Source organism: Naasia lichenicola, assembly GCF_004801885.1.
GTDB lineage: Bacteria > Actinomycetota > Actinomycetes > Actinomycetales > Microbacteriaceae > Naasia > Naasia lichenicola.
Genome location: NZ_SSSM01000004.1, coordinates 53,937 through 78,068 on the forward strand (window position 1 = coordinate 53,937; position 24,132 = coordinate 78,068).

Genomic DNA, 24,132 nt, shown 5'->3' on the forward strand with positions numbered 1-24,132 from the left:
GATACCCTGCTCTCGTGAGTGACGATCAACCGCACCCCGTACGTAAGCGGGTATCCACAGCAGCCCGCTGGCTGACGGATGAGTCTTTTTGGAAGGACGTCACGACCCGGACGATGGCGGGACTCATCGTGGTCTTCGTCGCTTGGGGAGTCGGTGTCGCGTCAGGCGCGTTGTCTAGCGTGGAAGGGCAACATGCCTTCAGTAACGTGCTGCAGCTCGTCTTCATATTCATCGGGGCGGTGTTCGCGGTCTATTTGGTCCGACGAGGCACGGACAGCACGCTCCGAACGAGAGTCTTGGGGACCATCTTCGTCGTATGCGGGGCACTGGTGTTCATTGTCACCGGTCTACTGGTCTTGGACTTCGTAGCGCGGGAGATCGTCGGCAGTCCCATTGGAGGATTCGGAAACGTCAGCCAATAGGGACCCCCTTCCGCAGCTAAGCGGGATCTGCAGGTCAGAGCTTCTCGTGGTGTCCCTTGAGACCGTTCGCTTCCGCGACTACTAGGTAGGGGCTTCCCGATACTTGCCGCGCACCGCATAGACCAGGGTGACGTTACAGGGGTCATTGCCCAGTCCATTACGTGACGTAACCTACTGGGATATCAGAGCCTGGCTTTAGCGCAGCCGGCAAGTATCTACTCCGATTTTGAATAGATCGGGAACTAGGGTCAGAAGTATTTGCATAAGAGAAGAGACCTGCTAAAATAGATGGCAGGTGAACGAGTCAGCAACCTCTCCGATAATACGGGGAGGTTTTCTTATACCCCCGACTGACAAGTTGGTGAACGAGTCAGCGGTTACTTCTGATTATGAACGAACGCGCGTAATTTGCAACTATTGCCAAAAGCGCCCGAGTACTTGATACTCAGGCGCAATGGGTAGTAATGAATCTAAAAGCCTCTTCCGCCGGATCCCTGTTCCGGATTTCAAGATCCCCCGGGCTGCCAGTGAGATCGAGCGCGAACGCCTCGATAACCTAAGCCGGCACGTGAACCTGAGTTGGCGATCACAGCAGGGCACAGTAGGCGATCGAGCAGATCGCTACCGTAAGCGCCGAGATGGCGACAATAAAAAAGAGGCTGCCGCTTAGGGCAGCCTCTCGCTTTTTCAGGTACGGACTCTGTGGACCGTTGTGATTGGTTCGCTGGGGCGGGTAGCTAAGCCTTCGCATCTTGCAGCTCGAGAATGTACTCGATCAATTCGCTGACACCCCAGTCCTGCAGCTCGTCGAAGTCGTAAGTCATACGGCGAGCCCTTCGATGTCACCATCCCATGGCGAACGGACGCCGGCGATGACCTCGCCTATCGCCTGACGACTGAAGAAGGTCTCGACGTTGCTGATGTGATGGAAGACGGAGTAGACCCCGTCGCTCAACCTGCTGGCTTCTTTGCTGCTGCGTATACGGTTCCCATAAAGACTGACGTCCACTATGTCGCCTTCGTCCAGACGACGGAGGCTTTCTTCTACTGACGAAGTTTCTAGTAGTACAGCCATTACAAGCCCTCCGGCACGTCTATCACCGGGTCATACTCGGGATCCCAGTTCGCCTCGAACTCGAACATCCATGGTCCGTATAGCTCATTCAACTCCGCCTCGAATGCCTTTGGGGTTCCCTGAGGCAAGTGCAGGCAAAAGTATTGCTTCGTCAGCTCCACCATTTTGAAGTGCATCTGCATCTTCACTGTTTCGAGGGTGTAGGTCGCGTGGGCGAACCCCCCGTACTTCGCGGACAGCTTGATAATGTCGACCGCCGCCGCGGCGATTTGCTCTTTTGAACCCGGACGGAAATACACTTTCAGTTCATGGGTTGGGTTGTACGGTTCTTCTCTCTTTTCTGTCATATTATCCCCTGGGCATAGCCCTATTTATTTACTCTCTTAGTATACCATTTACAGGGGTGTTAGTGAATACTTTTAGAGAAGAATATCGGGGAAATTGCTTTGTAGCGCTACCCGGAATAGGGCGTGTGATTCTGCCGGCTGCCGGCGAATCGTGTCGGCGATCTGTTCCTCCCGCAGCCGATCCGGGACAAGGAAGAGAACAGGCGGGTAGACGTCGAGATGCGCCGTCGTGGCGTGCTGGTATGCCGTCCAATAGCGATCGAGCTTGTCGGCAATCTGGCGTTGCCGCTCGGTGCCTAGATCCACTTCGATCCACAGCGCAAAGCTCGGCTTATTCGGACGCCCGATACGGACGAATAGGTCAGGCGTGAGGCGAGTACCGGCTATGAAGCGATGAGCGTCGTCCTCAACGTCGTAACGCTCGATCGTGAGTCTCTGATCCTGTTCCGCCTTATTCAGGGCTACAAACGCATCTGCGACGGCTAGGGCGTGATAACTCACGGATCGCAGCGGGAAGTACCGACCTTCCCGCCCGCATAGTTCCCAGCCCGTAGGTCCCAACTGGTAGACGTATTGACCGCTACCTGCCCCGCTGCCGCCTATCATCTTGCGCTCTATACGGACGAGGTACTTATCCCGCAGCAGGCGGGTGAACGCACGATCTAAAGGCGTTTGAGACGCGTTGTCCGCGAAAAGCAGACTCCGCACATGCGAAGAAGCGAGCTGTCCGAAACGTCCTACGGACAGCACGATTGCCTTGTCGCGGTCGTGCGTCAACATGTTCTGAGCATGACAGGTTGAGCCCCTGCGTCAAGGCGCCCGCGTTCCCTGCAATCACGGGCGATGTGGGTGGGTCGGACCACACGTCACCCACACGTCCGCCCACACACCAAAACGGAGGGTCAAAAGCGTTGTCAATTCCGCTTCGTTTAGGTATTTACTAAATCAATTGCTTGGTGCATACTAAGCCCCAGAACGAAAGCAGAGCAGTTTGGCTCCATCGCAACTAGTTCGAACATTTCTAAGTCATCGCGCAACCTGGCTACTCGATGCCCACCCTCGAGTAGCTCGTCCTGCAGCAAGCAACTAATAGTTGTTAGGCGTTTACAGCCGCTGCAGGCGTCCAGGCTGCCCGATGACGGAAGGGGGATATACGCATAGCGAAGGAATACATATGAGCAAGATTCAATGGTGGACCAAACCGCGAACCCTCGGGGGCGCGCTCAAGAACACCACACATAAATGGAGCCCAGCGTTTCGGGCAGCGGTTCAGGAACTGGCTAAGAAGGAGGGAATCTCCGCAACAGCCGTCATCGAGAACCTCACGCTCCGGAACGGCAAGGCATTCATCGCAAAGCGCAAGCAACTAAATATACGAGTCAAAGCACTCGGGGGGATAATCAGTGAAAGCACGAGCAACAGACGGGATCTCGATCCTATCGATACCGACTAACGATCAAACAGAACAGAAAGTACTTGAGCTTCTAGCCAACGCACGAGCGATTCGCCGCGACGGTAAGAAGAACAAGCGCCTGCATGCACCGCTGTATGGCGGCGGAGCCTACGCACCGTCTCGTCCGCAGCAGTTCAAGCACGACGAGTTCCAATCAGTACGACCGAAGAAGGTCATCAAACTCAACCGCATGGGCGGGAAGCTGCAGGTCATATGGCCAGTGAAATAAACGCCGAAGGGCACGAGCTGATCGCAGCTGCGCTCGTCAAAGTGCAGGGTCAGATCCCAAACATCGCCAAGAGCAAGACAGCAGGCGCCGGCACATATGCCTACAAGTACGCTGACCTCGGTTCAATCTGGGAAGCCATTCGCAAGCCGCTAACGGATGCTGAACTGGCTGTAACCCAGTTCCTCCAAAGCCGCGACAACGCGGACTGGATGGACACCACGATCTGGCACGCAAGCGGGCAAAGCCTTACGAGTTCGATCCTGATCCCACTCGAGGGTAAGAAGCCCCAGGACGTCGGCTCGATCATCACCTATTACAAGCGCTATGCGCTAGGTGCTGCGCTCGGTATCGCGACGGAGGAAGACGACGACGCCCAATCCGTAGCCACGCAGAAGCCGTCTGAACGTAAAGCACCTCCAGCTGCCAACCCCGGACCTTCCGACGAGATCCTTGACGAGATCCGTGAGCTGTCACAGAAGCTCAAGCTCACACCTGAGCAGATCCGAAAGACCAACGCGCTCATCAAGACGGAAGCCAAAGCGCTGCAGATCCGGGATGAGATGAAGGATCGGCTATCCAAGCTCGACATCGCGCCACCGGAGCAAACGGCATGACCTGCCAGTTCTGCGTAACCCGCCACCGTATGCGCGGCTCAACGCTCTGCTTCCACTGCAAGTCCACGTACGACTGGGAGATCACCAAGCTCCTCTTCGCACTCACCACACCAGTAACGGGCATCGCCCAAGGAGAACCAATGAATGAGTCAACTCACTAAACGAGGAAAACCTCGACAACGATCAGCACCAATCACCCGTAGCCGCTTCCATGCCGTCAGGCGTGACATCGCCGAGTGGAAGCGTGCCGGCGAGTACAACGCAGCGCGATTGGCATCTGCCCTCGGGCTCAGCGTTGAGTCACTAAACAGCATTCGTAGAGCCAAGAGCTGGAAGGACTTCGAGAAGTCGAAAGCCGATCGCCTCGCTAAGAAGGTGGCGAAGGAGCAGTTGCGGGCGCCACACATTCACCACCAGGAGGAGCTACCTCTCGAAACCAAGGGTTCGCTCTTGGACCGAACGGCAGCTAGGAAGCTGATCGACGAGGGGCTGAGCGAGGTCAGAGCGAGCGTCAAGAGCTCAAACAGGGCGGTCGGAAGTCTCGAGAACGAGGTTAACGACTTCAGCGATTACATCCGCAACCGCATGAACACTGTCGAGAAGCGTATCGAGCGTCGGGTCCGGTTCCTCTACCGCGGCGTGCTGGTACTCGCAGTCCTGCTACTAGTGGCGTCCATCGTAATCGCCTGGGCGAGCACATCGTGGAAACCCTAATCACCCTCGGCATCCTCTGGGGAGGAGCCATGGCAGCTGCAGCGGTGATCCTCTGCTTCGCCATCTTCTACCTAGCTGGTCTGATCGTGACGGCAGCTAACAGAGTGATCCGAGCGACTGGCGCCTGGAGGATGCGTCAGACGGAGCGGACAGCGTGACCTTGGCTGAAGCGATCGTCTGGGGTGCCTTGTGCATCTCGATCGCGATGATCGTCACGGCGGGCATAGGAGCCATCGCAGGATTATCAGCGCGGAGTAGCACCTAAACAATCAGGACTAGAGCGCAGCAGTTCCCCTGGCAAACAGTGAGGGTCTCGAAGGCAGTGCGAATGCACCAGCAACTGAGAACGGACGGCAGACGTGTGCGTCCGCAGGACCCAAGACATGTGCGGCGACCGGATCGAACTCCAAATTGGAGCCGGGGAGATGCTGCTGGGGAAGCTCCTGCGCTCTAGACATCGCCCGCAGCACTACAGCCGCGGCACACGAACACAAGATGCTCGACGGTCTTCGACCAGCTCGTGCAGCGGATGAGACAGGGCACAGCCTTGTAGTTCCCGCACACCGAGCACCAGTGCTCCCGCAGTCCCCGCTCCGTCATGGATGCCAGGACGACGGAGCGCAGCAGGTCAGGTCGAGTGATCGCCGCTCGCGTAGGGCGGGGACCAAGCCGATCTCGGATGAGCCTCTGCACCTGTCTCACCGAGATCCGCAGGTCAAGTCGCTCCTGAATCCAGGAGGCGGACTTCCCGCTCTGCGCGTAGGCGATCACTTCGTCGAGGTCATAGTGCATTTGTGGAATCAATTATAAACGAAAGGAGGCATATGAGCCGAAGAGTAGATGGCATCAACATTGATCGCGTTTTCTGGAACGGCGAGCCAGCAGAAGCGAAAGTAGTAGAAGTTATAGTGGCAAAATCCCCACGCAGCACCTGGTGGTGCGCGAGTATGGCGGGAGAAAAGCATCGAGCGATCGAGATAACGCAACACGGCAAGACGTTTTTTCTGAGCGATGACCGCGACAGTCGATTGAAGATCACGACCGGAATGGGCTCGCCTCGATTTGGTCACAAGAGTCTGCCGGTCGAGCGCGTTGTAGGTCCAGTGTCGCAATAGCGACGAGCCGCACAACCTACCTTTCACGCCACCTGCAACAGGGGTCGTGACGCACAACACACTTATGACAGGAATCGCGAGAAAAGCGAATAGCTCAAAACCTTGATTCTCGTCACGAAAAGTTGCGTCGCTAGCCTTCTTTGACATCGACTGCGAGCGATGTCAAACGAAGCCGGCGACGTGACTTATCCACAACTTGCAACCACAGGTTGCATGCACCATCAACAATTCAGTGAGTACATGGCGACGCGAGTTGACAACTAACCAAAGTTTCAAATACGCCTCGCGCCGCCAACGCCCGATCGGAAGGCAGCCAAAAGAGTAATCTGCGGCGCCGTGAGGCTTTCGAGCTGATCAAGTGGTAGGTCATGCCGATCGGGGACATGCGCTCACTGAATGACATAACTAAATAGAGGAGATCACATATGGAACCAACACAACTGGAGCAGATACTCGGGATGGCAATGGGTTCAGCATCGACGCTGTTCATGTCCAACCCTCAGCCGGGCACCAAACAGGTAATGCCGCAAGCGGAACTGCTCGACATCGCGGCGGAGGAGCGCAGTCTTATCAAAAAGCTCATCTTCCATGTCATTGGCGAAGATGAACCTATTCTGATCCCCGAGAAGATCTCGCCCATCTTCGATGAGGTAAGCGAGAAGCAAGCCATTGACGCCGTCCGCGGGATCACGGATGCCCTGGCGCGCAATAGCTTCAGACGCGATCTGCGTGAATCGGTCGAGGCGCTATGAGCGAATCCCTCAACGAACAGATTGCTCTCAAGTTCGCCGGTCTCTCAGACCACGAGCTAGCGAAGCGGATCGAGAAGGCACCTGACTTCGGCTACGACGATGAAACCGTTGAGCTGAACCGTCGGCTTGCCCTTGGCGGTATGGCTTGGCGCTGGGCGCAGGGTGACCAGCACGTAGAGATCTACGTCCCGGCAGTCGAAGCAGCCCAACAGCTCAGCGAGCCAGATCTCATCACTCTGATGACGACGCTCGAGACGTCCAGCACTCCCCTAGCGGCAGCAGCTCGCGACGAGTACTTCAAGCGCCGTGGGGAGGTGATCGACGCAGCCATCGAGGCACGACGCCTAGAGGATCTGCAATGACCTGGTGGCAGAGGCTGATGCATGAATTTGGACGCTGCCCGAAGGAGAAGCTCGGCTATCGCTGCAGCGGTCACTTCGAGACAAATGAGTGCGGATGGGAGAAGCGCTCGTGAGCCGGGTGACCAAGTTCCGAGCTTGGCAGCCTCACGCGTCGCTGCACCTTAAGCCTGGGATGTACCTAGTCGACGACATGGTTTGGTACCTCGAGCAAGACGGCAGGACTCTAGGCGGCGAGGTCTTCCTCACCAGGCACCTTGGCACGTCTCGCAGCAGCGAATTCTTCGAAGACGTCGAGATAATGCAGTTCACCGGTCTCATAGATAAGAATGGGGTGGAGATCTACGAAGGCGACATCATCGACTCGGATCACAACTTCGGAGGACCGTTTGGAGCAACGGTCCATCGAGGCACCATCGTCTACGAGCACGCACGCTACTTGATCAAGACTGGAATCGTCGGCAACGATCTGACCACGCTCTATCGGGCGAATTGGAAGATCGAAGTCATCGGCAACATCCACGAGAATCCTGAGTTGCTCAGTGGTGGAGAAGCGTCGTGAGTGTGCGCTTGGTGGACGACGAGCAGGAGATCTTCGAACTCCTATTCGCCGATCCTGCCTTCACCGAAGCAGTCAATCGCAACAAGAACGGTGTGTTCCTGCTGGGAGCCAACGGCAAGAAGCGATACATCAAGCAGCTCAGCGTCGAGTCTGACGGAGCTTCAGAGGTCGGTGATGACGCTTGAGCAAACCCGCCCACAACTCGACGTTCCCAAGTCCCGCGAACTACTCGAAGGTCTGCTGACCCTCCCAGGCTCAACTGGCGAGAGCTACCGACGCTTCCACAACTACAGCCCACGCAACATCGGCTTCCTCGCACTGCAGGGCTGCCCGCCCGAACCGGTCGCCACCTTCAAGAAGTGGCAGGAGCTGGGTCGTCAGGTCCAACGCGGCGAAAAGGCGTACTCGATCCTCCGTCCCATCCAGATACGGATCGAGGACGCGAAGACCGAGCAGGTCAAGCTGATCAAGCGATTCAAGGTGGTCCGCGCTCTCTTCGCAGTGAGCCAGACCGACGGCGAGGAGCTGCCGGCATACGAGCCGCCTGAGTGGAGCACAGAGCGCGCCCTTGGGAAGCTCGGCATCAGCCTGGTGCCGTTCCAGAACTTCGATGGCAACATCGGCGGCTACGCACGGGGCAAGGAGATCGCGATCAACCCGGTCGCACCGTTCCCGCTGCGCACAACGATCCATGAGATCAGCCACGTCGAGCACGGGCATACGACACCAGAGCATCTGCAGCTCTACGCGGGACATCGCGGCACGTACGAGTTCGAGGCGGAAGCCAGCGCCTACGTGACCCTCAACGAGATCGGCGCGCTCGACGAGCAGACAGCCACCGTGAGCCGGGGCTATGTGCAGGGATGGCTCGGAGAACAAGAACCAGCTGAGGAGTCGCTACGACGCGTCCTCAACGTAAGCACGCGCGTCCTGGAGGCAGGGTACGCGGCAGAAGAAGGAGATCAATAGATGGCAGGAACGAAAATGGGGGGGGTATTAGCCGCCCGTATCAATATGGAGCGTCACGGCAAGGACTTTTACAAGTTGATCGGGGCTAAAGGTGGGCGCAACGGCGCGGGTCCGGACTACCGCAAGGGCGGACCGCTCGCCACTGGATTCGCAGCTCATCCCGACCTTGCTCGGATCGCAGGCGCTAAGGGTGGACGTATATCCAAACGGCGTAAGGCGGACGCGTAAGTGCCGAGGTACTACCGCATCGGCACCGGGCGCTTCGCTGGCATGTGGCACGTCCGCGACTATCGCGATGGCAAATACTTTCACCTCGGGAGATTTCGCACGGAAGAGGAAGCCCTAGCGAAGATTGCAAGCCTTGACAATCAGCCCGACTAGATCAAAATAAGGGCGGCAGAGCAGAAGACGCGGGCGTATCAGTTTCCCCTCGCGTCGTGGCTCTCACTGGGGTGCGCGTCAAACCGTGAAGACGTGGTAACTGCCGAGCGAAAACGCTATTAGTACTAGGCGACCTCCCCCTTGATTTATCTATGACCACTCAACCAACTATCAGCCGCGGCAAGATCCGCCTATGCAAGGTCTGCGGCAAGCAGATCGTTGTGTACAACACGACCCACAACAAGTGCGCGGACTGCTTCTACAAGAACACGAAACCGGTCGCGCAGAGGGGCAAGCAAGCCCGCCTCTGGGAAACGTTCCGCGACAAGGTCGCCCATCCCTACCTCGATAAGAAGTACGGACGTGCCTGCGTCGACTGCGGTGCCATGCCCGGCATGAAGCCGGACGGCACTCCTCGACATCACGACGTCGACCACATCAAGAACAAGGGCAGCCACCCGGATCTGCGCTTCGACGTCAAGAACTTGGCGTACCGCTGCCGGTCGTGCCACATACGGAAGACGGACGGCAAGCCACCGATCGCGAGCAGCACGCTGTAGCCAACCGGCTCCAGCGCACATCCTCACGATCAAGGAGTCGTCATGCACGGCATCGTCATCCCCGCGGTGGAGCACATCCTCCCCCACGTCACACGAGTCCAGGGCTATCGGGACATCCAGTCCGTAGTCCGGGGACCGTTCGAGAGCATCGAGATGGAGGACCCCAACTTCGAGATGCTCGTCAACGAGGAGGGGAAGCTCACTCTGCTCCCGACCAACAGACGCGCCACCCTGCTCATGTACGTCCACAACCCCAAGCTGGCGGAACGGGACATCATTTGCGGGGACGCCCTATTGGTCGGTCCGACCGATCACATGGGCGAAGGCACCGACATCCCGCAGGAGATCGCGGATCTGATCCTCGGTCGCCAGCTGTTCGACATCCAGATGCCGGACGACGATCCGGACACCATCAAGACCGTCGAGCACGGCTTCACCAACTGGACGAACGCCTACGCGGCGGTCGTCCGGCTGCGGAGACACTACGACCGGGACTTCAAGGTAATACCCGCTTGATCGAGAGTAAGTCCGCTACCAATCCAGGTGGCGGACTCTTTCAATTAACGGGCAAGGTGATAAAATAGAAGGGCAAATGAATAGCAACGCCCTACACAATTACCTGATCAAATCCACGGAAGCCAGCGAGGTTCCGTTGAAGGTGAGCGATAAAGGTGCTATCAAGCGCATCGCAAAGATGCTGTAGACGGGCAAGCTTGTAGCTCAAAGTTACATAGAGCGATGGTCGCGAACCTAGCGTACGGGTGTGGTAATCCCGTCAAGCTTGTCCATCTACATCTTCCAATCGATCTTCACCCGTTCCGGGTCCAATGTGAACCGATTCCCGTCTACCGAGTAGGCGGGTCTTTTCGTTGCCGGCATGATCTCGATGCGTTCGATGAGTAATTCGATCAGCTCGCGCCGCCAGCCATCGGGGTTCGCATCCCAAGCAGCCCTGACTGAGTCACCCGGCTTTAGGTCGAGCGTCGCCTTCGGACGGCGATGCTTCTGGATCTCTCGGTCTACAGACTCGAGCCGCTCAGCTACGCGGGCACTCGCCCGCTGGTACGCCGGCTTGTCGAGCGTGCCATCGGCGTAGTCGTCGATCATCTGCTGCGCTCGAATCGTCAGCTGCTCGTGCTCGCTCAGGAGCGCGCGTACGGAGCGTTGGTCAACGGAAGAAGCAGCGATCAGCTCGGAGAGCAGGGGCGTGTCCAGGCGTGCGCATATGAGTTCACGGACGAAGTGATCCAGCGGCGGACTCTGCACCATGCAGCCGCCACAGCCGGCACCCTTCCGATCGGTCTCCGTCTGAGTCCTGCATTGATAGGTGCCGACCAGCCCTGAGCTGAAGCTCTTTGTCATGCCGTAGAGGTAGCCGCCACACTTCCCGCAGTGGAGCATCCCAGTAAGGAGGTAGCGACGATTCGACGGACGCTGCCGGGTCTGCGCCTTGCGATGCTTCGCCATCGACTGGATGGCTTCCCATTGGTCGCTACTGAAGATCGGCTCCCACTGTCCCGGGTAGCGCGTTCCCTCTACCTCTCTATAGCCGGCGTTCCGATCGCGCTGCAGGAACTTCTTGATCTGATCCGGGTACCAAGGCTTCCCGACTCGGGTGAGGGTTGCGGTCTCGTTGAGTCGCCATGCGATCTCCCGATAGCTGTAGCCGTTCATGAACAGCTCGCCCATCTTGCGGACGACCGTTGCTTCGACTGGGTCGAGCGTCATGCGGTCTTGGCTGTACCCGTACGGACGAACGGGCGCGCCATATGGCTTGCCATCGATCGCGTTCTGCAGAAGCTTTCGGCGGATGCGATCTGAGTGGGTCTGACTTGATTGCTGGGCATCCGCGAACCGCAGCGCATTCATCAGCACTTGGCTCATGTCGATCTCGCCGTCCATCACCGTGGCGATGAAGAACTTCTGCTTCTTGTGGATCTCCATCAGGCGCACCAGGTCCCTCAGCTGGCGCGTTATGCGGTCCACCTTCCAAGCAACGAACCCGTCGATCTCACCCGATTCGAGATCTGCCAGGAGTCGCTCGAACTCCGGACGAACGACGTCGTCCTTGTAGGCGCTCATGCTGTTGTCGGTGTACTCCCTCAGCACATCCCATCCACGTTGCGCAGCCAACCCTCGATTGTCGACTTGCTGCCTTTGGACACCAGCACCCTCACCATCCCGGTCAAAACTTATACGCGCATAGACTCCAATCATGGGTTTCATCAGGTAGTTTCCTCTTTCTGGGCATGATTATGAGCCGGTCGGTCTCATCCGTCAATACCGACGTATGGCACGTCGTAGGTTCGCTGACGATCTCCTCGTCGCTCTCGAGGTTGAAGCCGACGTCGACGATCACGGTGTCGACCCAGCTCCGGCATCGGCGGAGAGCCGTCGTGACGCGATCGGCCGAGAGCTCGGTCCAGCGACTCGGACGTCCGATCCCGGTCAGCACCGGGATGATCCGCGATCCCACCGAGTAGGGCTGGGCGATCCGCTCCAGCTGCGCCAGGTCGAGAGCGTCTGCTCCTGCGAGCCGACAGGCGGCAGCGAATCCGGGCGCCTCATCGAGCAGTCCGAGCGACGGCGCGATCGTTCCGCCATAGCTATCCGCGTCGACCAACGCGACGCGCTCCCCTCGCGCCGCCAGCTCGGCGGCCAGCGACAGGGCCGTCGTGGTGCGCCCCGGACTGCCGGCCGGACCCCAGACGACCACGATGCGACCGCCCGCTCGAGCCGGCGCCTCCGCGCGCTCGCGGGCGATGGAAGGCGGCTCGCCCTGCAGCACCGACTGGATCTCCTCCCAGCCTGCGGAGGATTCTACGACCTCATCGAGGCCGAGCTCGGCGAGGTGCGCACGATCGCTCGCCGACGAGGCGAGTGCGACCACCCGCACCTTGGCGACGCCGGCGACTCGCAGCACGGTCGGGGTGAGCACGGGCGCAGCGACGATCGCGCCCTCGGGACTCTGCCCTTCGATCGCAGCGATGAGCTCGAAGCTGCCGGCGGGACGTGCGATGAGCTCGTGACCGGCGTCGAGCAGCGATCCGATGATGCGGTCTTCGACGTCGGCCGCCAGGGCCAGCACGATGCGCATCGATCAGCCCGCGACCAGCGGCTGGCTCACCGGCACGACCGAGATCGCGTCGGAGTTGGCGATCGCCTGCAGCACCCGCGCGACCGCGGTCTTCGGGACCAGCACCTCGACAGCATGCGAGTCGGCATCGAGGATGAGTCCGGACGCCTCGACGATCCGGACGACGGTGGCCGATCCCACCAGCACCGCCGGCGGCGCGTAGCGACCCGAGTTCTCCTGCTCGGCGGCCGACCAGAGGTCGATGACGGTGCCCGCATCGACTCCCCGGGGCAGCTCGCTGGACGTCCGGATCACGATGGACGCGTCGCGGATGCTCGTCGGCGCTCCCACGGCGGCGATCGGCACGAGCTCGCCGGCGGCGACCGAGCGGGTAACCATCACCCCTCCATCCGGAAGATCGCCGTCGGAGAGGTAGCGCCCATCCGCTCCGCCGAGTCGCACCTCGATGGTGGTCAGCTGATCGGCCGTCACCAGATCGCCCGCGGCCAGCGGCTCGGCCGCCGCGTAGACCGCGACGGTCCGTTCGGCGGATCCGACGACGAGCACCACTCCCGTCACCGAGCCGACGACCAGCAGGATGCCGAGGACGAATCTGACGTCGAGCCAGAACCGCGGGCGGCTCGCCCCGCCCACTCCAGTTCGCGGCGATCCGGCGCCCGATCCCACAACGCGCCCTGGTCGCGCACCTGGTGCGCGGTTGCCTCCGCCAGCCATGCCGTTCCCTTCGATCGAGAACCATGCTGACCTGGTGCCCGAATCGCCGCTGAAGTTATCCACAGGAGATCCCGCGGATCCGCCATCTGCTCCATCACGCGTGGTCAGACGCGGACCGCGAGGATCGCGGCGAAGCTGACGATCTCGATCGCCGTGAGCGCCGCCGCCCGGCGCGGAAGACCCGGCTCGTGCAGAGCGAGATCCAGATGGTCGCGGCCGACCCGGTCGATGGTGCCCTGCAATCCACCGGCCAGGGTCAGGAGCTCGAGCGGCACCCGCCTCCGACAGAGGTCGCGGAGCATGAACGCCAGCCCGAGCTTGGCCGTCAGCCCACGCTCTTCGGCGACCACCTCGACCTCGGCGAAGCGCGCGGTCGGCGGATCGAGCACGATGCCGGCGATCGCGCCGATCGGCACCACGATCTGCGTGGTCCGGATCGCGTCGTCGATGATCCGGCCGCTCAGCCAGTCCCGTCCGAAGGTCAGCGGCATGACCCGCAGGAGCTCACCAGACCCGAGTCGGATTCGCAGCGGCCGCTCGGGCTCGGCTCGAGCCATCGCCTGCAGCCGATCGCGCAGCACCAGCCGCCCCCGCCTGAGTCGCTCCTCTTCGGCGCGCGCGCCGGATTCCTCGGCGGACAGCCCGTCCTCGAGCTGCCCTTCGAGGTCGTCGAAGAGGTTGTCCCAGCGCATGGAAGCGAACGGTAGCCGGTCGATTCGGAACCGGGAGGGAGTTATCCACAGAGCAGGAATTGGAGCTGGACAGCCACAAGAGGGAGTGCTTCTATGTCGCCACCCGATGCGATCCGCCGCACCTCGACCCGGTCCCGACACCCTACTGGACACTCCGGCGGCTCTCTTTGGCGACCGTTCCGCAGGTCCCCACCCGAACTGGAGTCGCTATGTCCATGCCTCGAACGCCATCGTCACGCAGCACGCGCCGTCCGATCGGGCCCGCGGCGTCCCGGTCCAAGTCCACGCACAACATGACCTCCGACGACGAGCTCTTCGGACCGCAGCCGACTCCGATCGCGGAGCTGGGAGACCCCGAGCGGGTGCTCCGCTTCCTCGCGCTGGCGATGGTCGAGGTCGATGAGGGCGCCCGTGAACTCGACCAGATCGCCCACATCCTCGACGAGAGCGTCTACCGCCGTCTGATGGGCCGCGCCGCGCTGCTGCATCGCGCACGGCTCCTCGAGCGAGGACCGTCGACGCGCATGCGCCCCACCATCACCGTCGGTCGGATTCACGCGCGGTCGCCACGCGAGAACGTGCTGGAGGCCGTCGTGATGGTCACCTACAACGAGCTGACCCGAGCCGTGGCCGTCCGCCTCGAGGGCGTGGACCACCGCTGGCGCGCGATGGCATTGGACATCCTCTGACGCCACAGCGCCCATCCGCCGTGCTGGTGGGAACGTTCGTTGCCTCAGGTGACCCGAATGGCGGGTCATGGGACGGCGAGGTGACCTGAATGGCGACCTTCAGGCCCTAGTACCCACCCTTCGGGTCACCTCGCCAACCACCCGACGCAGCGCGCTTGATGGCGGGAGCCGCTACTTGCGCTTGTCGGCGGCCCGACGCTCGGCGCGGTTGACCGGGGCGGGAGCGGGAGGCTGACCGCCGCTCTGCTGGCCGAATGCGCCGCGCGCTGCCGGAGCCGGACGTCCACCAGCCGGCGGGCGCTGCCCCTGCGGGGCGGGACGCTGCGCGGGGGGCGGTCCCGGCTGCGCGAATCCGGGCGCGAGCGTCTGAGCCTGGCTCTCTTCGCGCTGCTGGGCACGAGCCGTCGCGGCGCGCTCCAGCTGGCCGCGCTGGTTGCGCACCTCGACGCCACCTGCATCGCTCGGAGCGGAGTAGCTGAGGTTCTGCGCTGGCGCGGCGGTCCCACCGAGGCCCTTGGCCTGCACGACGGGCTGGGCCACGAGGCCCGGTCCGCCGAGGTTGGGCGTGACCTCGACCTCGAGGTTGAACAGGTAGCCGACGGTCTCCTCGCGGATCTGCCCCATCATGTTCTGGAACAGGGCGAAGCCCTCGCGCTGGTACTCGACGAGCGGATCGCGCTGCGCCATGGCGCGCAGGCCGATGCCGTCCTTCAGGTAGTCCATCTCGTAGAGGTGGTCGCGCCAGCGGCGGTCGATCACCGAGAGGACCACTCGACGCTCGAGCTCGCGCATGGCCGGCGCACCGAGCCCGGACTCGCGCTTCTCGTAGGCGATCCGGGCGTCGGAGAGGATCTCGCGCCGGATGAAGGTGCGGTCGACGCGGCCCTTGGATCCGGCCTCGGCGAGCACCTCGTCGATGGTGATCGTGATCGGGTAGAGCGTCTTCAGCTCGGCCCACAGGGCGTCGAAGTCCCAGTCCTCGCTGTTGCCGCCCGAGGTGTGCGAGTCGAGCACGTCATCGACGACGCTCTCCAGGAACCCCTGGGTGCGCTCGTGCAGGTCGCCGCCCTCGAGGATGCGCCGGCGGTCGGCGTAGATCGCCTCGCGCTGGCGGTTGAGGACGTCGTCGTACTTGAGGACGTTCTTGCGGATCTCGGCGTTGCGCGCTTCGACCTGCGACTGGGCCGATCGGATGGCCCGGCTGACGACCTTCGACTCGATGGCGAGGTCGTCGGGGACTCCCCCGCGACCCATCAGCGCCTCGGCGGCACCCGCGTTGAACAGGCGCATGAGGTCGTCGGTGAGCGACAGGTAGAAGCGGCTCTCGCCCGGGTCGCCCTGGCGACCGGACCGGCCGCGCAGCTGGTTGTCGATGCGCCGCGACTCGTGCCGCTCGGTGCCGAGCACGTACAGTCCGCCGGCGGCGACCACGCGCTCCGCCTCCTTGCCGACCTCGGACTTCACGCGGGCGAAGACGTCATCCCAGGCGGCCTCGTACTCGTCGGGGGTGTCGATGGGCGAGAGACCCTGGTTGTGCATCTCGGCGACGGCAAGGAACTCGGCGTTGCCGCCGAGCATGACGTCCGTTCCGCGGCCGGCCATGTTCGTGGCGACAGTGACCGAGCCGAGACGGCCGGCCTGGGCGACGATCGCGGCTTCGCGGGCGTGGTTCTTGGCGTTGAGGACTTCGTGGCGCACGCCCTTCTTGGCGAGCAGGCGGGAGAGGTACTCGCTCTTCTCCACGCTGGTTGTTCCGACGAGCACGGGCTGGCCGGACTTGTGGCGATCCGCGATGTCCTCGACGACCTGCGCGAACTTGGCCTGCTCGTTCTTGTAGACGAGGTCGGGCTGGTCCTGGCGCTGCATCGGCCGGTTGGTCGGGATGGGGACCACGCCGAGCTTGTAGGTCGACATGAACTCGGCGGCCTCGGTCTCGGCCGTTCCGGTCATGCCGGAGAGCTTGGAGTAGAGGCGGAAGTAGTTCTGCAGGGTGATCGTGGCGAAGGTCTGGTTCTCGGCCTTGACCTCGACGCCCTCCTTGGCCTCGATGGCCTGGTGGATGCCCTCGTTGTAGCGGCGGCCGGTCAGGATGCGGCCGGTGTGCTCGTCGACGATGAGCACCTCGCCGTTCATCACGACGTAGTCCTTATCCTTCTTGAACAGGGCGGAGGCCTTGATCGAGTTGTTGAGGAACGAGATGAGCGGGGTGTTCGCGGACTCGTAGAGGTTGTCGATGCCGAGGTGGTCTTCGACCTTCTCGATCCCGGGCTCGAGCACGCCGACGGTGCGCTTCTTCTCGTCGACCTCGTAGTCCTCGCCGGGCAGCAGGCGCTTGGCGATGTTGGCGAACTCGGTGAACCAGCGGTTGGCCTCGCCGGACGCCTGGCCCGAGATGATCAGCGGCGTGCGGGCCTCGTCGATGAGGATCGAGTCGACCTCGTCGACGACGGCGAAGTAGTGGCCGCGCTGCACCAGGTCGGCGGGCTGCCAGGCCATGTTGTCGCGGAGGTAGTCGAAGCCGAACTCGTTGTTCGTGCCGTAGGTGATGTCCGCGGCGTACTGCTCCCGGCGCTCCGCAGGGGTCTGACCCGAGAGGATCACGCCGGTCGTCATCCCGAGCGCGCGGAAGACGCGGCCCATCAGCTCGGACTGGTAGCTCGCGAGGTAGTCGTTGACCGTGATGACGTGCACCCCGCGCGAGGTGATCGCGTTGAGGTAGGCGGGCAGGGTGGCCACGAGGGTCTTGCCCTCGCCGGTCTTCATCTCGGCGATGTTGCCCAGGTGCAGCGCTGCGCCGCCCATGACCTGGACGTCGAAGTGGCGCAGGCCGAGTGTGCGGGTCGATGCCTCGCGCACCGCGGCGAAGGCTTCGGGAAGCAGCTCGTCGAGCGATTCGCCGTTGCCGTAGCGCTCACGGAGCACGACGGTCTCGTGGCGGAGCTCGTCATCCGTGAGGTGCTTGAAGTCCTCTTCGAGCTGGTTGACCTGCTTCGCGTAGTTCTCGAGCCTGCGCAGGATCCGGCCTTCGCCGACGCGGAGGACCTTTTCGAGTACGGATGCCACGTGTCTCCTTGGTGATGTGCCGACGGCTGGAATGCCATCACGCAGAGATCACCCCCGACCCCTGCAAACGCCTGAGCGTACCAGCGTTACCTATCTGTAATCCCGGCGCAGAGCCGCGCCAGCGGCGACAGCCGGGATGGTGAGCGGGTCGCGCACGCTTGCGCGACCCGGACGAACCATGCGGGAGGCGGCGCGTAGTTGGGCCCTCGGAGCCTCCCAGCCACAGACGTTGGTCGAGGAGGCCGTTCACGGCCGTCTCGAGACCGGCTGCATTCGGCAACCGGTCTCGATACGGCGCTGGCGCGCCTACTCGACCAACGAGGGGCAGACCTAGCGGCGCAGGGCGCGGGCCGCGGTGGCCACTTCCTGCAGCTCGTCGGCTGCGGCGTCGAGGTGGATGACACCGTAGTCCCAGCCCTTGCGCCGGTAGACGACGCTGGGGCGGTCGCTCTCGGAATCGATGAAGAGGTAGAAGTCGTGCCCGACGAGCTCCATGTAATAGAGGGCGTCGTCGACGGTCATCGGCGTGGAGGCGAACACCTTGTGCCGGATCACGACGGGCGAATAGTCGTAGTCGTCGACGGGGGCGCCGTCGTCGGTGTGCAGCGCCGCGTACTGCTCGGCGTTCAACGAGGACAGATCCATGGCGGCCGTGAGCACGGGTGGCTCCTCGACGGTACGGCCGATGGTGGTCTGCCGTGCGGAGTCGCTGATCGATCCCGTCTGCGCGTCGACCCGGCGCAGGACTTCCGCGTCCGCGGGTTCGACGTCGACGAGTCGGAAGTCTCGATGGTCCACCGACCGCATCGTCGTGGGCCGGTGCTGGCCGCGATGGACCTTGCGCCGATCCTTCGCCCGGCGCAGCCGTTCCATCAGCTTGTCAAAGGCGAAGTCGAACGCCGCGTACTTGTCATTCGCGCCCGCTTCGGCGCGCACCACCGGTCCGGGACCGATCAGGGTCAGCTCGACGCGGTCGTCGCCCGCCGTGCCGTTGGTCTCGTGATGCCGGCAGAGCCGGATCTCCAACGCCAGGGCCCGTTCGGCGAGCTGCTCCACCTTGGCAGCCTTGTCCTCGACATGGTCTCGGAACCGATCGGTGATCCCGGCCCCACGTCCGGTGATGGTTATGTCCATGCTGACCTCCCGCGATCGAAGCGCTCGCCCGAACGGTCCCCCGACGCGTGATTTGGGTCCGCTTTCTGTGCGAGCGAGCTGATCTTCGTCGAGGACGGGCGATCTGGAACGCCTTTCCCTGAACCTAGTCCGGCGTCTCGCCACTGTCACTGGGCAGGACCTGGGGATCCCTCAACACGCCCCTATTGGGGCGGCCGACGGGGGCGCGGTGCAGAGCTGTCGAGGCGACGGTGGCGGCGCCCAGCACGCACCCGCCTGCAGCTCGGATCGCCCGGGAAGCCTCAGTGATGCTGGCGCCCGTCGTGAGCACGTCGTCCACCAGGATGAAGGCTCGACCCGACAGATCGGCGCGGGCAGCCATGCTTCCGACGAGGTTGCGGTGGCGCTCCTCCGCCGAGAGGGATGCCTGATCGCGGACCGATCGGACGACGCGGAGGGTGGGCGAGGACGGCAGACGGGCTGCGTGCAGTGCGAGCTGGACCGGTCGATAGCCGCGTCGGCGGATGGCGGCACGTGAGCTCGGCATCGGGGTGAGCTCGATCGGCCACTCGCAGTCGGCCGCGATGGCGAGCGCTCCGCTCACCGCCCAGCGGAGCGCGCCGCCGATGGCGTGCGCGGCATCCGTTCGGCCGGAGTCCTTGAACGCCACGACGATCGCGGCCACGACCCCGTCATAGGCCGCGGCACTGACAACGTCGATCGTTCCGATCCGCCGGTGCAGCAGCGGCTGGACGAGCGCTGCGGCGCAGACCGTGCAGACGGCGCGGTCGGGCGCTCCGCAGCCGCTGCAGTCCACGGGCAGCACGAGCGCGACAGCATCGAGCAGCGCACCGAGGGCGATGCGCCAGGCGGCGGCGGTGTCAGGCGGGCGCATGGGGAGAGGATGCGCTCGGAAGCACGGCGGAAGGGGCCGTCGGTCGGATCTGTGCGGAACTCGTCCCGGAGCGCGCCTGGGGACGAACGCCGTCGTCGAGGCGGATCGGGCTCAGCGCTGGGTCGCGAGCAGCTGCACGCCGCTCACCGTCGCCTGCCAGTTCGTTCCGCGCAGCACCTCGACATCGCCCGACTGGGTCAGCACTCGCAAGCCGTTCTGGCCGTTGCCGCCCACCACCGAGACGGCGTCGGTGAGCCGCGGAAGAGCGGTGCTCGGGCCGCCGATGTCTTGGAGGATCACTCGGTAGTCCGCCTCCCCCACCCGCACCAGGGTGGCCACCGATGACTCGTCCACCCACGTGGTCGTGATTCCGGTCCCTGCGGGCAGCACGAGCTCGTAGGCGTCATCGGAGAGGGTGAAGGGCGAGCCCTGCTCGTCCCGGATGATGCCGTAGACCCGCAGCACCGACGCTCCGCCGATGTCGAGGAGAACAAGCAGTCGGGTGCTGTCCCGCGAGACCGCCATCGATCGGATCGCGGTCGCGTCAGTCCATGGCACCTCGATCGGGGTCGCAACACCCTCCAGCGTGACGGCCCGCAGGTTGGCGGGGTCGGTCGATGGGACGCTCCAGACGATGCCGCCGCCGTCGAGACCGGGTGCGATCAGATCGGCTCGATCATCGACGAGCGCCGCCGCACCGGTCGCGCTGACCGCCTGCACGCCGCTCGGAGTCAGCACCGCCGCGCTGTCGAAGCTGGTCGGCATGGTCACCGCGATCGGCTGAAGTCCGGCGATCGCCTCGCCGATCGGCCCGAGCGAGGTGGTGGTCGAGCCCCCGACCAGGCCGAAGGTCCCGTTGCTCAGCACGAGCGGTCGCGCGTTGACGAGTGGCTCCAGGACGGGCCCGCCCTCGCCGAACTCGGGGATCGCCACGTTGCGACCGTCCACGTTGATCCGGACGGAGGCGATTGAGCCGCCCTCCAGGGAGCTGGCGAGCTGCAGCTTCATCCGCTGCTGGGTGATGGAATCGGCGGTCGCGACGACGTCGTTGAGCTCGACGTCCGCGATCCCTCCGGTGGTCGGCACGGACTGCCGGGCGAGCCGGGTACCCGGGGGGAACGCGGAGAACACCGATTTCAGCAGCGGGGCGGCAGGCCCCGCGAGCAGCGCCTCGACGATGCGCGTGGGCGAGTCGGCGGTAGAGGGGAACCAGCGCAGGTCGGGCACGAGATAGTTGTACGAGGAGTCGTAGAAGTAGAGCGCGCGCTGGGCGAAGAGGGTCTCGAACTGCTGGCGCAGCAGCACGACGCCGTCGGGCGCATCGCTGATCCGCCACTGGCCGTCCTCCTGCACCAGGGTGAAGCCGAGGTCGAACGGGTCGCCCTCGGCGAGCTCGGTGTAGCGGCCGGTGGAGTCGACCGAGGCGACGGCGGGCACCACGAGGTGGACCTCTCCTTCGCTCTCGAGCACGGTGGTGGCCTGCTGGTGCACGAGGACGGAGGCGGACGGATCCCAGGTCGTCGCGAATGCGGCGCTCAGGTACTGGCGGGCGACCTTGTAGTTGTCCTGCGGGCCGGTGCCGGCCGCGATGAACCCCTCGACGATCTCGGTGGCGGCCGCCCCGTCGGTCGGTCCGCTCGGGCTGAAGACGGTGGAGGGGGGAGCCTCGGCGTCGGCACGATTGCCGGCCTGGACCGATCCACTGAGCGGGATCGTGGCGCAGCCCGAGAGTGCGATCGCACCGGCGAGCAGCCCGCCGATCAGGGTGAGCATGCGGGTGCGTCCTCGCGAGCGGCGGATCGGTCGGCAGATCGGTCGGTCGCTCATCGTGCGTCCTCCGGTGCGTGGGGCGCGTCGTCGGGCGGGAGCGGCAGCGGGGACGACTCGATGGGCGCGCGCGGCGAGCGCGGCAGGGTGAGTCGGAAGCAGGAGCCGCGTCCTTCGGCCGACCAGACGTTGAGCCAGCCCGCGTGCAGGGTGGCGTCCTCGAGGGAGATCGCGAGGCCGAGGCCCGTGCCGCCGGTGGTCCGCTGACGGGACGGGTCGGCGCGCCAGAAGCGGTCGAACACCCGGTCCGCGTCAGCACGGGTCATGCCGATGCCATGGTCGCGGACGGCGATCGCGACGGCCGTGGCATTGCTGTCGATGGTGACGGTGATCGGCTTGCCCTCGCCGTGCTCGATGGCGTTGCCCAACAGGTTGCGCACGATCCGACGGATCCGCCGCGCATCCATCTCCGCCTCGAAGTGCCCACCCGGAGCCACCAGCTCGACCACCGATCCCTTGCGGTCGGCGAGGGTCTCGACGGTGGCGATCGCCTCTTCGGCGAGGTGCACGAGGTTGACGGGCGCGAGCTCGATGTCGGCGGCGCGCGCGTCGTAGCGGCTGATCTCCAGGAGGTCGGACAGCAGCGACTCGAAGCGCTCGACCTGGGTGTGCAGCAGCTCGGCGGTGCGGGCACTGGTCGGATCGAAGTCGCCGCGATTGTCGTAGAGCACGTCGCCGGCGAGCCGGATGGTGGTCAGCGGGGTCCTGAGCTCATGCGACACGTCGGAGACGAAGCGCTGCTGCACCTGGGAGAGCCCGGCCAGCTGCACGATCTGGCGCTGCAGGCTGTCCGCCATCCCGTTGAACGACCTCGCCAGGGTGGCGATCACGTCCTCGCCGCGCTCGGGGATTCGCTCTTCGAGCTGTCCGGCCGCGAGTTTGCGGCTGGTCTCCGCAGCGACCCGGATGGGTGCGATGACCGACTGGACGACGATCCAGGTGACGCCTGCGATGAGCATGATGAGCGCGAGTCCGCCGATCAGCAGCGTGTTCTGCACGAAGGAGAGGGACTGCTGGACGTCGGCGAGGTCGTAGAGCAGATAGAGCTGGTAGGTGCCCTGAGTCGGGACGTTGACCGTCGATCCGACGATCAGCCCGGGATGCGGAGCGCCGGCTGCGGGGATGCTGACCGACTGGTAGTACTGGTCGTCCTGCCCCGTCGACACCTCGTCCTGCAGCTCGTCGCTGAGCAGGGTGGCGGTGCCCCGGGTGGACACATTGGGTACGGCGAAGTTGACCTGGGTGCCGGGGGCGCGCTGCAGCGCGATGCCTGCGTTGGAGGTTGCGATGGACTCGACCTGGGTGAGCACCTGCAGCTGGAGCACCGACAGCGCGCTGCCGTCGGCCGCGGTGGTGGAGTCGAACAGGCTCTGCGCGGCGTCGACGGCGCGATCCGATTCCGCCCGCACCTGATCGACGCGCGCCTGGAACAGGCCGTTGCCGATCGTGTACGACATGTACGTGCCGGTCGCGAGGAGCGCGATCGCGGACAGCGCCACGGTGATCGCGACGATCCGCACCTCGAGGGAGCGCCGGAACGCGGAGGCGATCGCCGACCCCACGGTTCGAGGCAGTCGGGTGAGGGCCGAGAGTCGGATGCCGAGCGGGATCCGGGACAGCCCGGCGGAGCTCGGCGGGATAGTCATGGCGCGGGGTGGATCAGGCGGGAGCGCCGGCGCGATAGCCGACTCCGCGGACCGTCATGACGATGCGCGGGTTCTCGGGGTCCTCTTCGACCTTGGCGCGCAGGCGCTGCACGTGCACGTTGACCAGGCGGGTGTCCGCCTTGTAGTGGTAGCCCCAGACCTGCTCGAGCAGCATCTCGCGGGTGAAGACCTGCGAGGGCTTGCTGGCCAGCGCGAGCAGCAGGTCGAACTCGAGAGGGGTGAGGCCGATACGCTCGCCGCCACGACGGACCTCGTGTCCGGCCGAGTCCACGACCAGGTCGCCGACCTTGAGCATCCCGCTGTCGCTGGAGTACGGACGCAGCCGGGCGCGGATGCGGGCGACCAGCTCCTTGGGGTTGAACGGCTTGACGATGTAGTCGTCGGCGCCGGACTCGAGGCCGCGCACCACGTCGGAGGTCTCGGACTTCGCGGTCAGCATGATGATCGGAGTGCCGGATTCGGCGCGGATCTGCTCGCAGACGTGGATGCCGTCGATGCCGGGCAGCATGAGGTCGAGCAGGACGAGGTCGGGGCGGACGTCGCGGAACACTCCCAGCGCGCGGGACCCGTCGGCGCAGAAGCTCGGCTCGATGCCCTCGGTGCGCAGGACGATTCCGATCATCTCGGCGAGCGCCGTGTCGTCATCGACGACGAGTACACGGGCGGGCGGGGCGGCGGGATCGGTCATGCTGTGCCGATTGTAGTCCGCGAGACCTGTGCCGGCACGGAGGGCCGGGCCGGGGATCTTCCGCCGGAGCGTCCGCGGCGCGCCTGGTGGTGCCGCGACGTCGTCCCTGATCAGCGCGCGAGTCCGCCCGACGGC

At 63.7% G+C, this 24,132-nt stretch carries 26 protein-coding genes; 12 read left to right on the forward strand and 14 right to left on the reverse strand.

The window, feature by feature from the left end; all coding sequences use genetic code 11:
* Window positions 1–14: 14 nt before the first annotated feature.
* Window positions 15–422 (forward strand): hypothetical protein, encoded by a 408-nt coding sequence (locus tag E6C64_RS08605; RefSeq protein ID WP_136427047.1) that lies wholly within the window; start codon window positions 15–17, stop codon window positions 420–422.
* Between the two features lie 820 nt (window positions 423–1,242).
* Here E6C64_RS08605 and E6C64_RS19520 read toward each other — a convergent pair.
* The 3 genes from E6C64_RS19520 to E6C64_RS08615 all read right to left on the reverse strand — a co-directional run bounded on the left by E6C64_RS19520 (window position 1,243) and on the right by E6C64_RS08615 (window position 2,624).
* Window positions 1,243–1,377, reverse strand: coding sequence for a hypothetical protein (locus tag E6C64_RS19520; protein ID WP_269846371.1), 135 nt, complete (start codon window positions 1,375–1,377; stop codon window positions 1,243–1,245).
* Window positions 1,378–1,496: 119 nt separating this feature from the next.
* Window positions 1,497–1,844, reverse strand: a complete 348-nt coding sequence (locus tag E6C64_RS08610) for a hypothetical protein (RefSeq protein ID WP_136427048.1) — start codon at window positions 1,842–1,844, stop codon at window positions 1,497–1,499.
* Window positions 1,845–1,916: 72 nt separating this feature from the next.
* Window positions 1,917–2,624 (reverse strand): replication-relaxation family protein, encoded by a 708-nt coding sequence (locus E6C64_RS08615; protein ID WP_136427049.1) that lies wholly within the window; start codon window positions 2,622–2,624, stop codon window positions 1,917–1,919.
* Window positions 2,625–3,247: 623 nt separating this feature from the next.
* Between E6C64_RS08615 and E6C64_RS08620 the strand changes: the two genes are divergently transcribed.
* The 3 genes from E6C64_RS08620 (at window position 3,248) to E6C64_RS08630 (ending at window position 4,854) form a co-directional block, all read left to right on the forward strand.
* Entirely contained in the window at window positions 3,248–3,526 is a 279-nt protein-coding gene (locus E6C64_RS08620; RefSeq protein WP_136427050.1) for a hypothetical protein, read from the forward strand.
* On the forward strand, window positions 3,511–4,140 hold the full coding sequence (locus E6C64_RS08625; RefSeq protein ID WP_136427051.1) for an ERF family protein: 630 nt from the start codon (window positions 3,511–3,513) through the stop codon (window positions 4,138–4,140). The genes E6C64_RS08620 and E6C64_RS08625 overlap by 16 nt, the downstream gene beginning before the upstream one ends.
* 144 nt (window positions 4,141–4,284) lie before the next feature.
* Window positions 4,285–4,854 (forward strand): hypothetical protein, encoded by a 570-nt coding sequence (locus E6C64_RS08630; protein WP_136427052.1) that lies wholly within the window; start codon window positions 4,285–4,287, stop codon window positions 4,852–4,854.
* An 800-nt stretch (window positions 4,855–5,654) separates the two neighbouring features.
* Here E6C64_RS08630 and E6C64_RS08635 read toward each other — a convergent pair.
* A complete protein-coding gene (locus E6C64_RS08635) occupies window positions 5,655–6,116 on the reverse strand; it encodes a hypothetical protein (RefSeq protein ID WP_136427053.1) in 462 nt (153 codons plus the stop codon).
* 278 nt (window positions 6,117–6,394) lie between these two features.
* Between E6C64_RS08635 and E6C64_RS08640 the strand changes: the two genes are divergently transcribed.
* The 7 genes from E6C64_RS08640 to E6C64_RS08675 all read left to right on the forward strand — a co-directional run bounded on the left by E6C64_RS08640 (window position 6,395) and on the right by E6C64_RS08675 (window position 10,068).
* Window positions 6,395–6,721: a hypothetical protein gene (locus E6C64_RS08640; protein WP_136427054.1), complete on the forward strand. Its 327-nt coding sequence runs from the start codon at window positions 6,395–6,397 to the stop codon at window positions 6,719–6,721.
* Window positions 6,718–7,083 carry a hypothetical protein gene (locus tag E6C64_RS19210; protein ID WP_199240990.1) on the forward strand — a complete coding sequence of 122 codons (366 nt, stop codon included), beginning with the start codon at window positions 6,718–6,720 and terminating at the stop codon, window positions 7,081–7,083. The genes E6C64_RS08640 and E6C64_RS19210 overlap by 4 nt, the downstream gene beginning before the upstream one ends.
* 94 nt (window positions 7,084–7,177) lie before the next feature.
* Complete coding sequence (locus tag E6C64_RS08650) at window positions 7,178–7,642, forward strand: YopX family protein (protein WP_136427055.1); 465 nt, start codon at window positions 7,178–7,180, stop codon at window positions 7,640–7,642.
* Window positions 7,639–7,827 (forward strand): hypothetical protein, encoded by a 189-nt coding sequence (locus E6C64_RS08655; protein ID WP_136427056.1) that lies wholly within the window; start codon window positions 7,639–7,641, stop codon window positions 7,825–7,827. The genes E6C64_RS08650 and E6C64_RS08655 overlap by 4 nt, the downstream gene beginning before the upstream one ends.
* Window positions 7,817–8,611, forward strand: a complete 795-nt coding sequence (locus E6C64_RS08660) for an ArdC-like ssDNA-binding domain-containing protein (RefSeq protein WP_136427057.1) — start codon at window positions 7,817–7,819, stop codon at window positions 8,609–8,611. The genes E6C64_RS08655 and E6C64_RS08660 overlap by 11 nt, the downstream gene beginning before the upstream one ends.
* Before the next feature lie 533 nt (window positions 8,612–9,144).
* Window positions 9,145–9,552, forward strand: a complete 408-nt coding sequence (locus E6C64_RS08670) for a hypothetical protein (protein ID WP_136427059.1) — start codon at window positions 9,145–9,147, stop codon at window positions 9,550–9,552.
* A 42-nt stretch (window positions 9,553–9,594) separates the two neighbouring features.
* The gene (locus E6C64_RS08675; RefSeq protein WP_136427060.1) at window positions 9,595–10,068 is read left to right on the forward strand and encodes a DUF3846 domain-containing protein; all 474 of its coding nucleotides are present in this window, start codon (window positions 9,595–9,597) and stop codon (window positions 10,066–10,068) included.
* Between the two features lie 273 nt (window positions 10,069–10,341).
* On the opposite strand, the gene E6C64_RS08680 is transcribed toward E6C64_RS08675, so the two are convergent.
* The 4 genes from E6C64_RS08680 to E6C64_RS08695 all read right to left on the reverse strand — a co-directional run bounded on the left by E6C64_RS08680 (window position 10,342) and on the right by E6C64_RS08695 (window position 14,055).
* Window positions 10,342–11,778, reverse strand: coding sequence for a recombinase family protein (locus tag E6C64_RS08680; RefSeq protein ID WP_136427061.1), 1,437 nt, complete (start codon window positions 11,776–11,778; stop codon window positions 10,342–10,344).
* A complete protein-coding gene (locus tag E6C64_RS08685; RefSeq protein WP_136427062.1) occupies window positions 11,738–12,649 on the reverse strand; it encodes a CpaE/TadZ family protein in 912 nt (303 codons plus the stop codon). The genes E6C64_RS08680 and E6C64_RS08685 overlap by 41 nt, the downstream gene beginning before the upstream one ends.
* 3 nt (window positions 12,650–12,652) lie before the next feature.
* The gene (locus E6C64_RS08690; RefSeq protein ID WP_158437781.1) at window positions 12,653–13,282 is read right to left on the reverse strand and encodes an SAF domain-containing protein; all 630 of its coding nucleotides are present in this window, start codon (window positions 13,280–13,282) and stop codon (window positions 12,653–12,655) included.
* A 185-nt stretch (window positions 13,283–13,467) separates the two neighbouring features.
* Window positions 13,468–14,055: a hypothetical protein gene (locus E6C64_RS08695; protein WP_136427064.1), complete on the reverse strand. Its 588-nt coding sequence runs from the start codon at window positions 14,053–14,055 to the stop codon at window positions 13,468–13,470.
* A 293-nt stretch (window positions 14,056–14,348) separates the two neighbouring features.
* Here E6C64_RS08695 and E6C64_RS08700 point away from each other — a divergent pair, with 293 nt between their 5' ends.
* Window positions 14,349–14,744, forward strand: coding sequence for an Rv3235 family protein (locus E6C64_RS08700; RefSeq protein WP_136427065.1), 396 nt, complete (start codon window positions 14,349–14,351; stop codon window positions 14,742–14,744).
* Between the two features lie 171 nt (window positions 14,745–14,915).
* Here E6C64_RS08700 and secA read toward each other — a convergent pair whose 3' ends face one another.
* The 6 genes from secA to mtrA all read right to left on the reverse strand — a co-directional run bounded on the left by secA (window position 14,916) and on the right by mtrA (window position 23,997).
* Complete coding sequence (gene secA / locus E6C64_RS08705; RefSeq protein ID WP_136427066.1) at window positions 14,916–17,807, reverse strand: preprotein translocase subunit SecA; 2,892 nt, start codon at window positions 17,805–17,807, stop codon at window positions 14,916–14,918.
* Window positions 17,808–18,137: 330 nt separating this feature from the next.
* Window positions 18,138–18,941, reverse strand: coding sequence for a ribosome hibernation-promoting factor, HPF/YfiA family (gene hpf / locus E6C64_RS08710; RefSeq protein WP_136427067.1), 804 nt, complete (start codon window positions 18,939–18,941; stop codon window positions 18,138–18,140).
* Window positions 18,942–19,065: 124 nt separating this feature from the next.
* Entirely contained in the window at window positions 19,066–19,815 is a 750-nt protein-coding gene (locus tag E6C64_RS08715) for a ComF family protein (RefSeq protein WP_136427068.1), read from the reverse strand.
* A gap of 111 nt (window positions 19,816–19,926) precedes the next feature.
* Window positions 19,927–21,642 (reverse strand): LpqB family beta-propeller domain-containing protein, encoded by a 1,716-nt coding sequence (locus E6C64_RS08720; protein ID WP_136427069.1) that lies wholly within the window; start codon window positions 21,640–21,642, stop codon window positions 19,927–19,929.
* Window positions 21,639–23,288, reverse strand: a complete 1,650-nt coding sequence (mtrB, locus tag E6C64_RS08725) for an MtrAB system histidine kinase MtrB (RefSeq protein WP_136427070.1) — start codon at window positions 23,286–23,288, stop codon at window positions 21,639–21,641. The genes E6C64_RS08720 and mtrB overlap by 4 nt, the downstream gene beginning before the upstream one ends.
* A gap of 13 nt (window positions 23,289–23,301) precedes the next feature.
* On the reverse strand, window positions 23,302–23,997 hold the full coding sequence (gene mtrA, locus E6C64_RS08730) for an MtrAB system response regulator MtrA (protein WP_136427071.1): 696 nt from the start codon (window positions 23,995–23,997) through the stop codon (window positions 23,302–23,304).
* Window positions 23,998–24,132 lie beyond the last annotated feature (135 nt).

Coding starts and splice junctions, on each gene's coding strand:
- E6C64_RS08610 (WP_136427048.1), bottom strand. CDS start 1,844: ATGACAGAAAAGAGAGAAGAACCGTACAACCCAACCCATGAACTGAAA.
- E6C64_RS08615 (WP_136427049.1), bottom strand. CDS start 2,624: ATGTTGACGCACGACCGCGACAAGGCAATCGTGCTGTCCGTAGGACGT.
- E6C64_RS08625 (WP_136427051.1), top strand. CDS start 3,511: ATGGCCAGTGAAATAAACGCCGAAGGGCACGAGCTGATCGCAGCTGCG.
- E6C64_RS08630 (WP_136427052.1), top strand. CDS start 4,285: ATGAGTCAACTCACTAAACGAGGAAAACCTCGACAACGATCAGCACCA.
- E6C64_RS08635 (WP_136427053.1), bottom strand. CDS start 6,116: ATGTCAAAGAAGGCTAGCGACGCAACTTTTCGTGACGAGAATCAAGGT.
- E6C64_RS08640 (WP_136427054.1), top strand. CDS start 6,395: ATGGAACCAACACAACTGGAGCAGATACTCGGGATGGCAATGGGTTCA.
- E6C64_RS19210 (WP_199240990.1), top strand. CDS start 6,718: ATGAGCGAATCCCTCAACGAACAGATTGCTCTCAAGTTCGCCGGTCTC.
- E6C64_RS08650 (WP_136427055.1), top strand. CDS start 7,178: ATGGGAGAAGCGCTCGTGAGCCGGGTGACCAAGTTCCGAGCTTGGCAG.
- E6C64_RS08660 (WP_136427057.1), top strand. CDS start 7,817: ATGACGCTTGAGCAAACCCGCCCACAACTCGACGTTCCCAAGTCCCGC.
- E6C64_RS08670 (WP_136427059.1), top strand. CDS start 9,145: ATGACCACTCAACCAACTATCAGCCGCGGCAAGATCCGCCTATGCAAG.
- E6C64_RS08675 (WP_136427060.1), top strand. CDS start 9,595: ATGCACGGCATCGTCATCCCCGCGGTGGAGCACATCCTCCCCCACGTC.
- E6C64_RS08680 (WP_136427061.1), bottom strand. CDS start 11,778: ATGAAACCCATGATTGGAGTCTATGCGCGTATAAGTTTTGACCGGGAT.
- E6C64_RS08685 (WP_136427062.1), bottom strand. CDS start 12,649: ATGCGCATCGTGCTGGCCCTGGCGGCCGACGTCGAAGACCGCATCATC.
- E6C64_RS08695 (WP_136427064.1), bottom strand. CDS start 14,055: ATGCGCTGGGACAACCTCTTCGACGACCTCGAAGGGCAGCTCGAGGAC.
- E6C64_RS08700 (WP_136427065.1), top strand. CDS start 14,349: ATGACCTCCGACGACGAGCTCTTCGGACCGCAGCCGACTCCGATCGCG.
- hpf (WP_136427067.1), bottom strand. CDS start 18,941: ATGGACATAACCATCACCGGACGTGGGGCCGGGATCACCGATCGGTTC.
- E6C64_RS08715 (WP_136427068.1), bottom strand. CDS start 19,815: ATGCGCCCGCCTGACACCGCCGCCGCCTGGCGCATCGCCCTCGGTGCG.
- E6C64_RS08720 (WP_136427069.1), bottom strand. CDS start 21,642: ATGAGCGACCGACCGATCTGCCGACCGATCCGCCGCTCGCGAGGACGC.
- mtrB (WP_136427070.1), bottom strand. CDS start 23,288: ATGACTATCCCGCCGAGCTCCGCCGGGCTGTCCCGGATCCCGCTCGGC.
- mtrA (WP_136427071.1), bottom strand. CDS start 23,997: ATGACCGATCCCGCCGCCCCGCCCGCCCGTGTACTCGTCGTCGATGAC.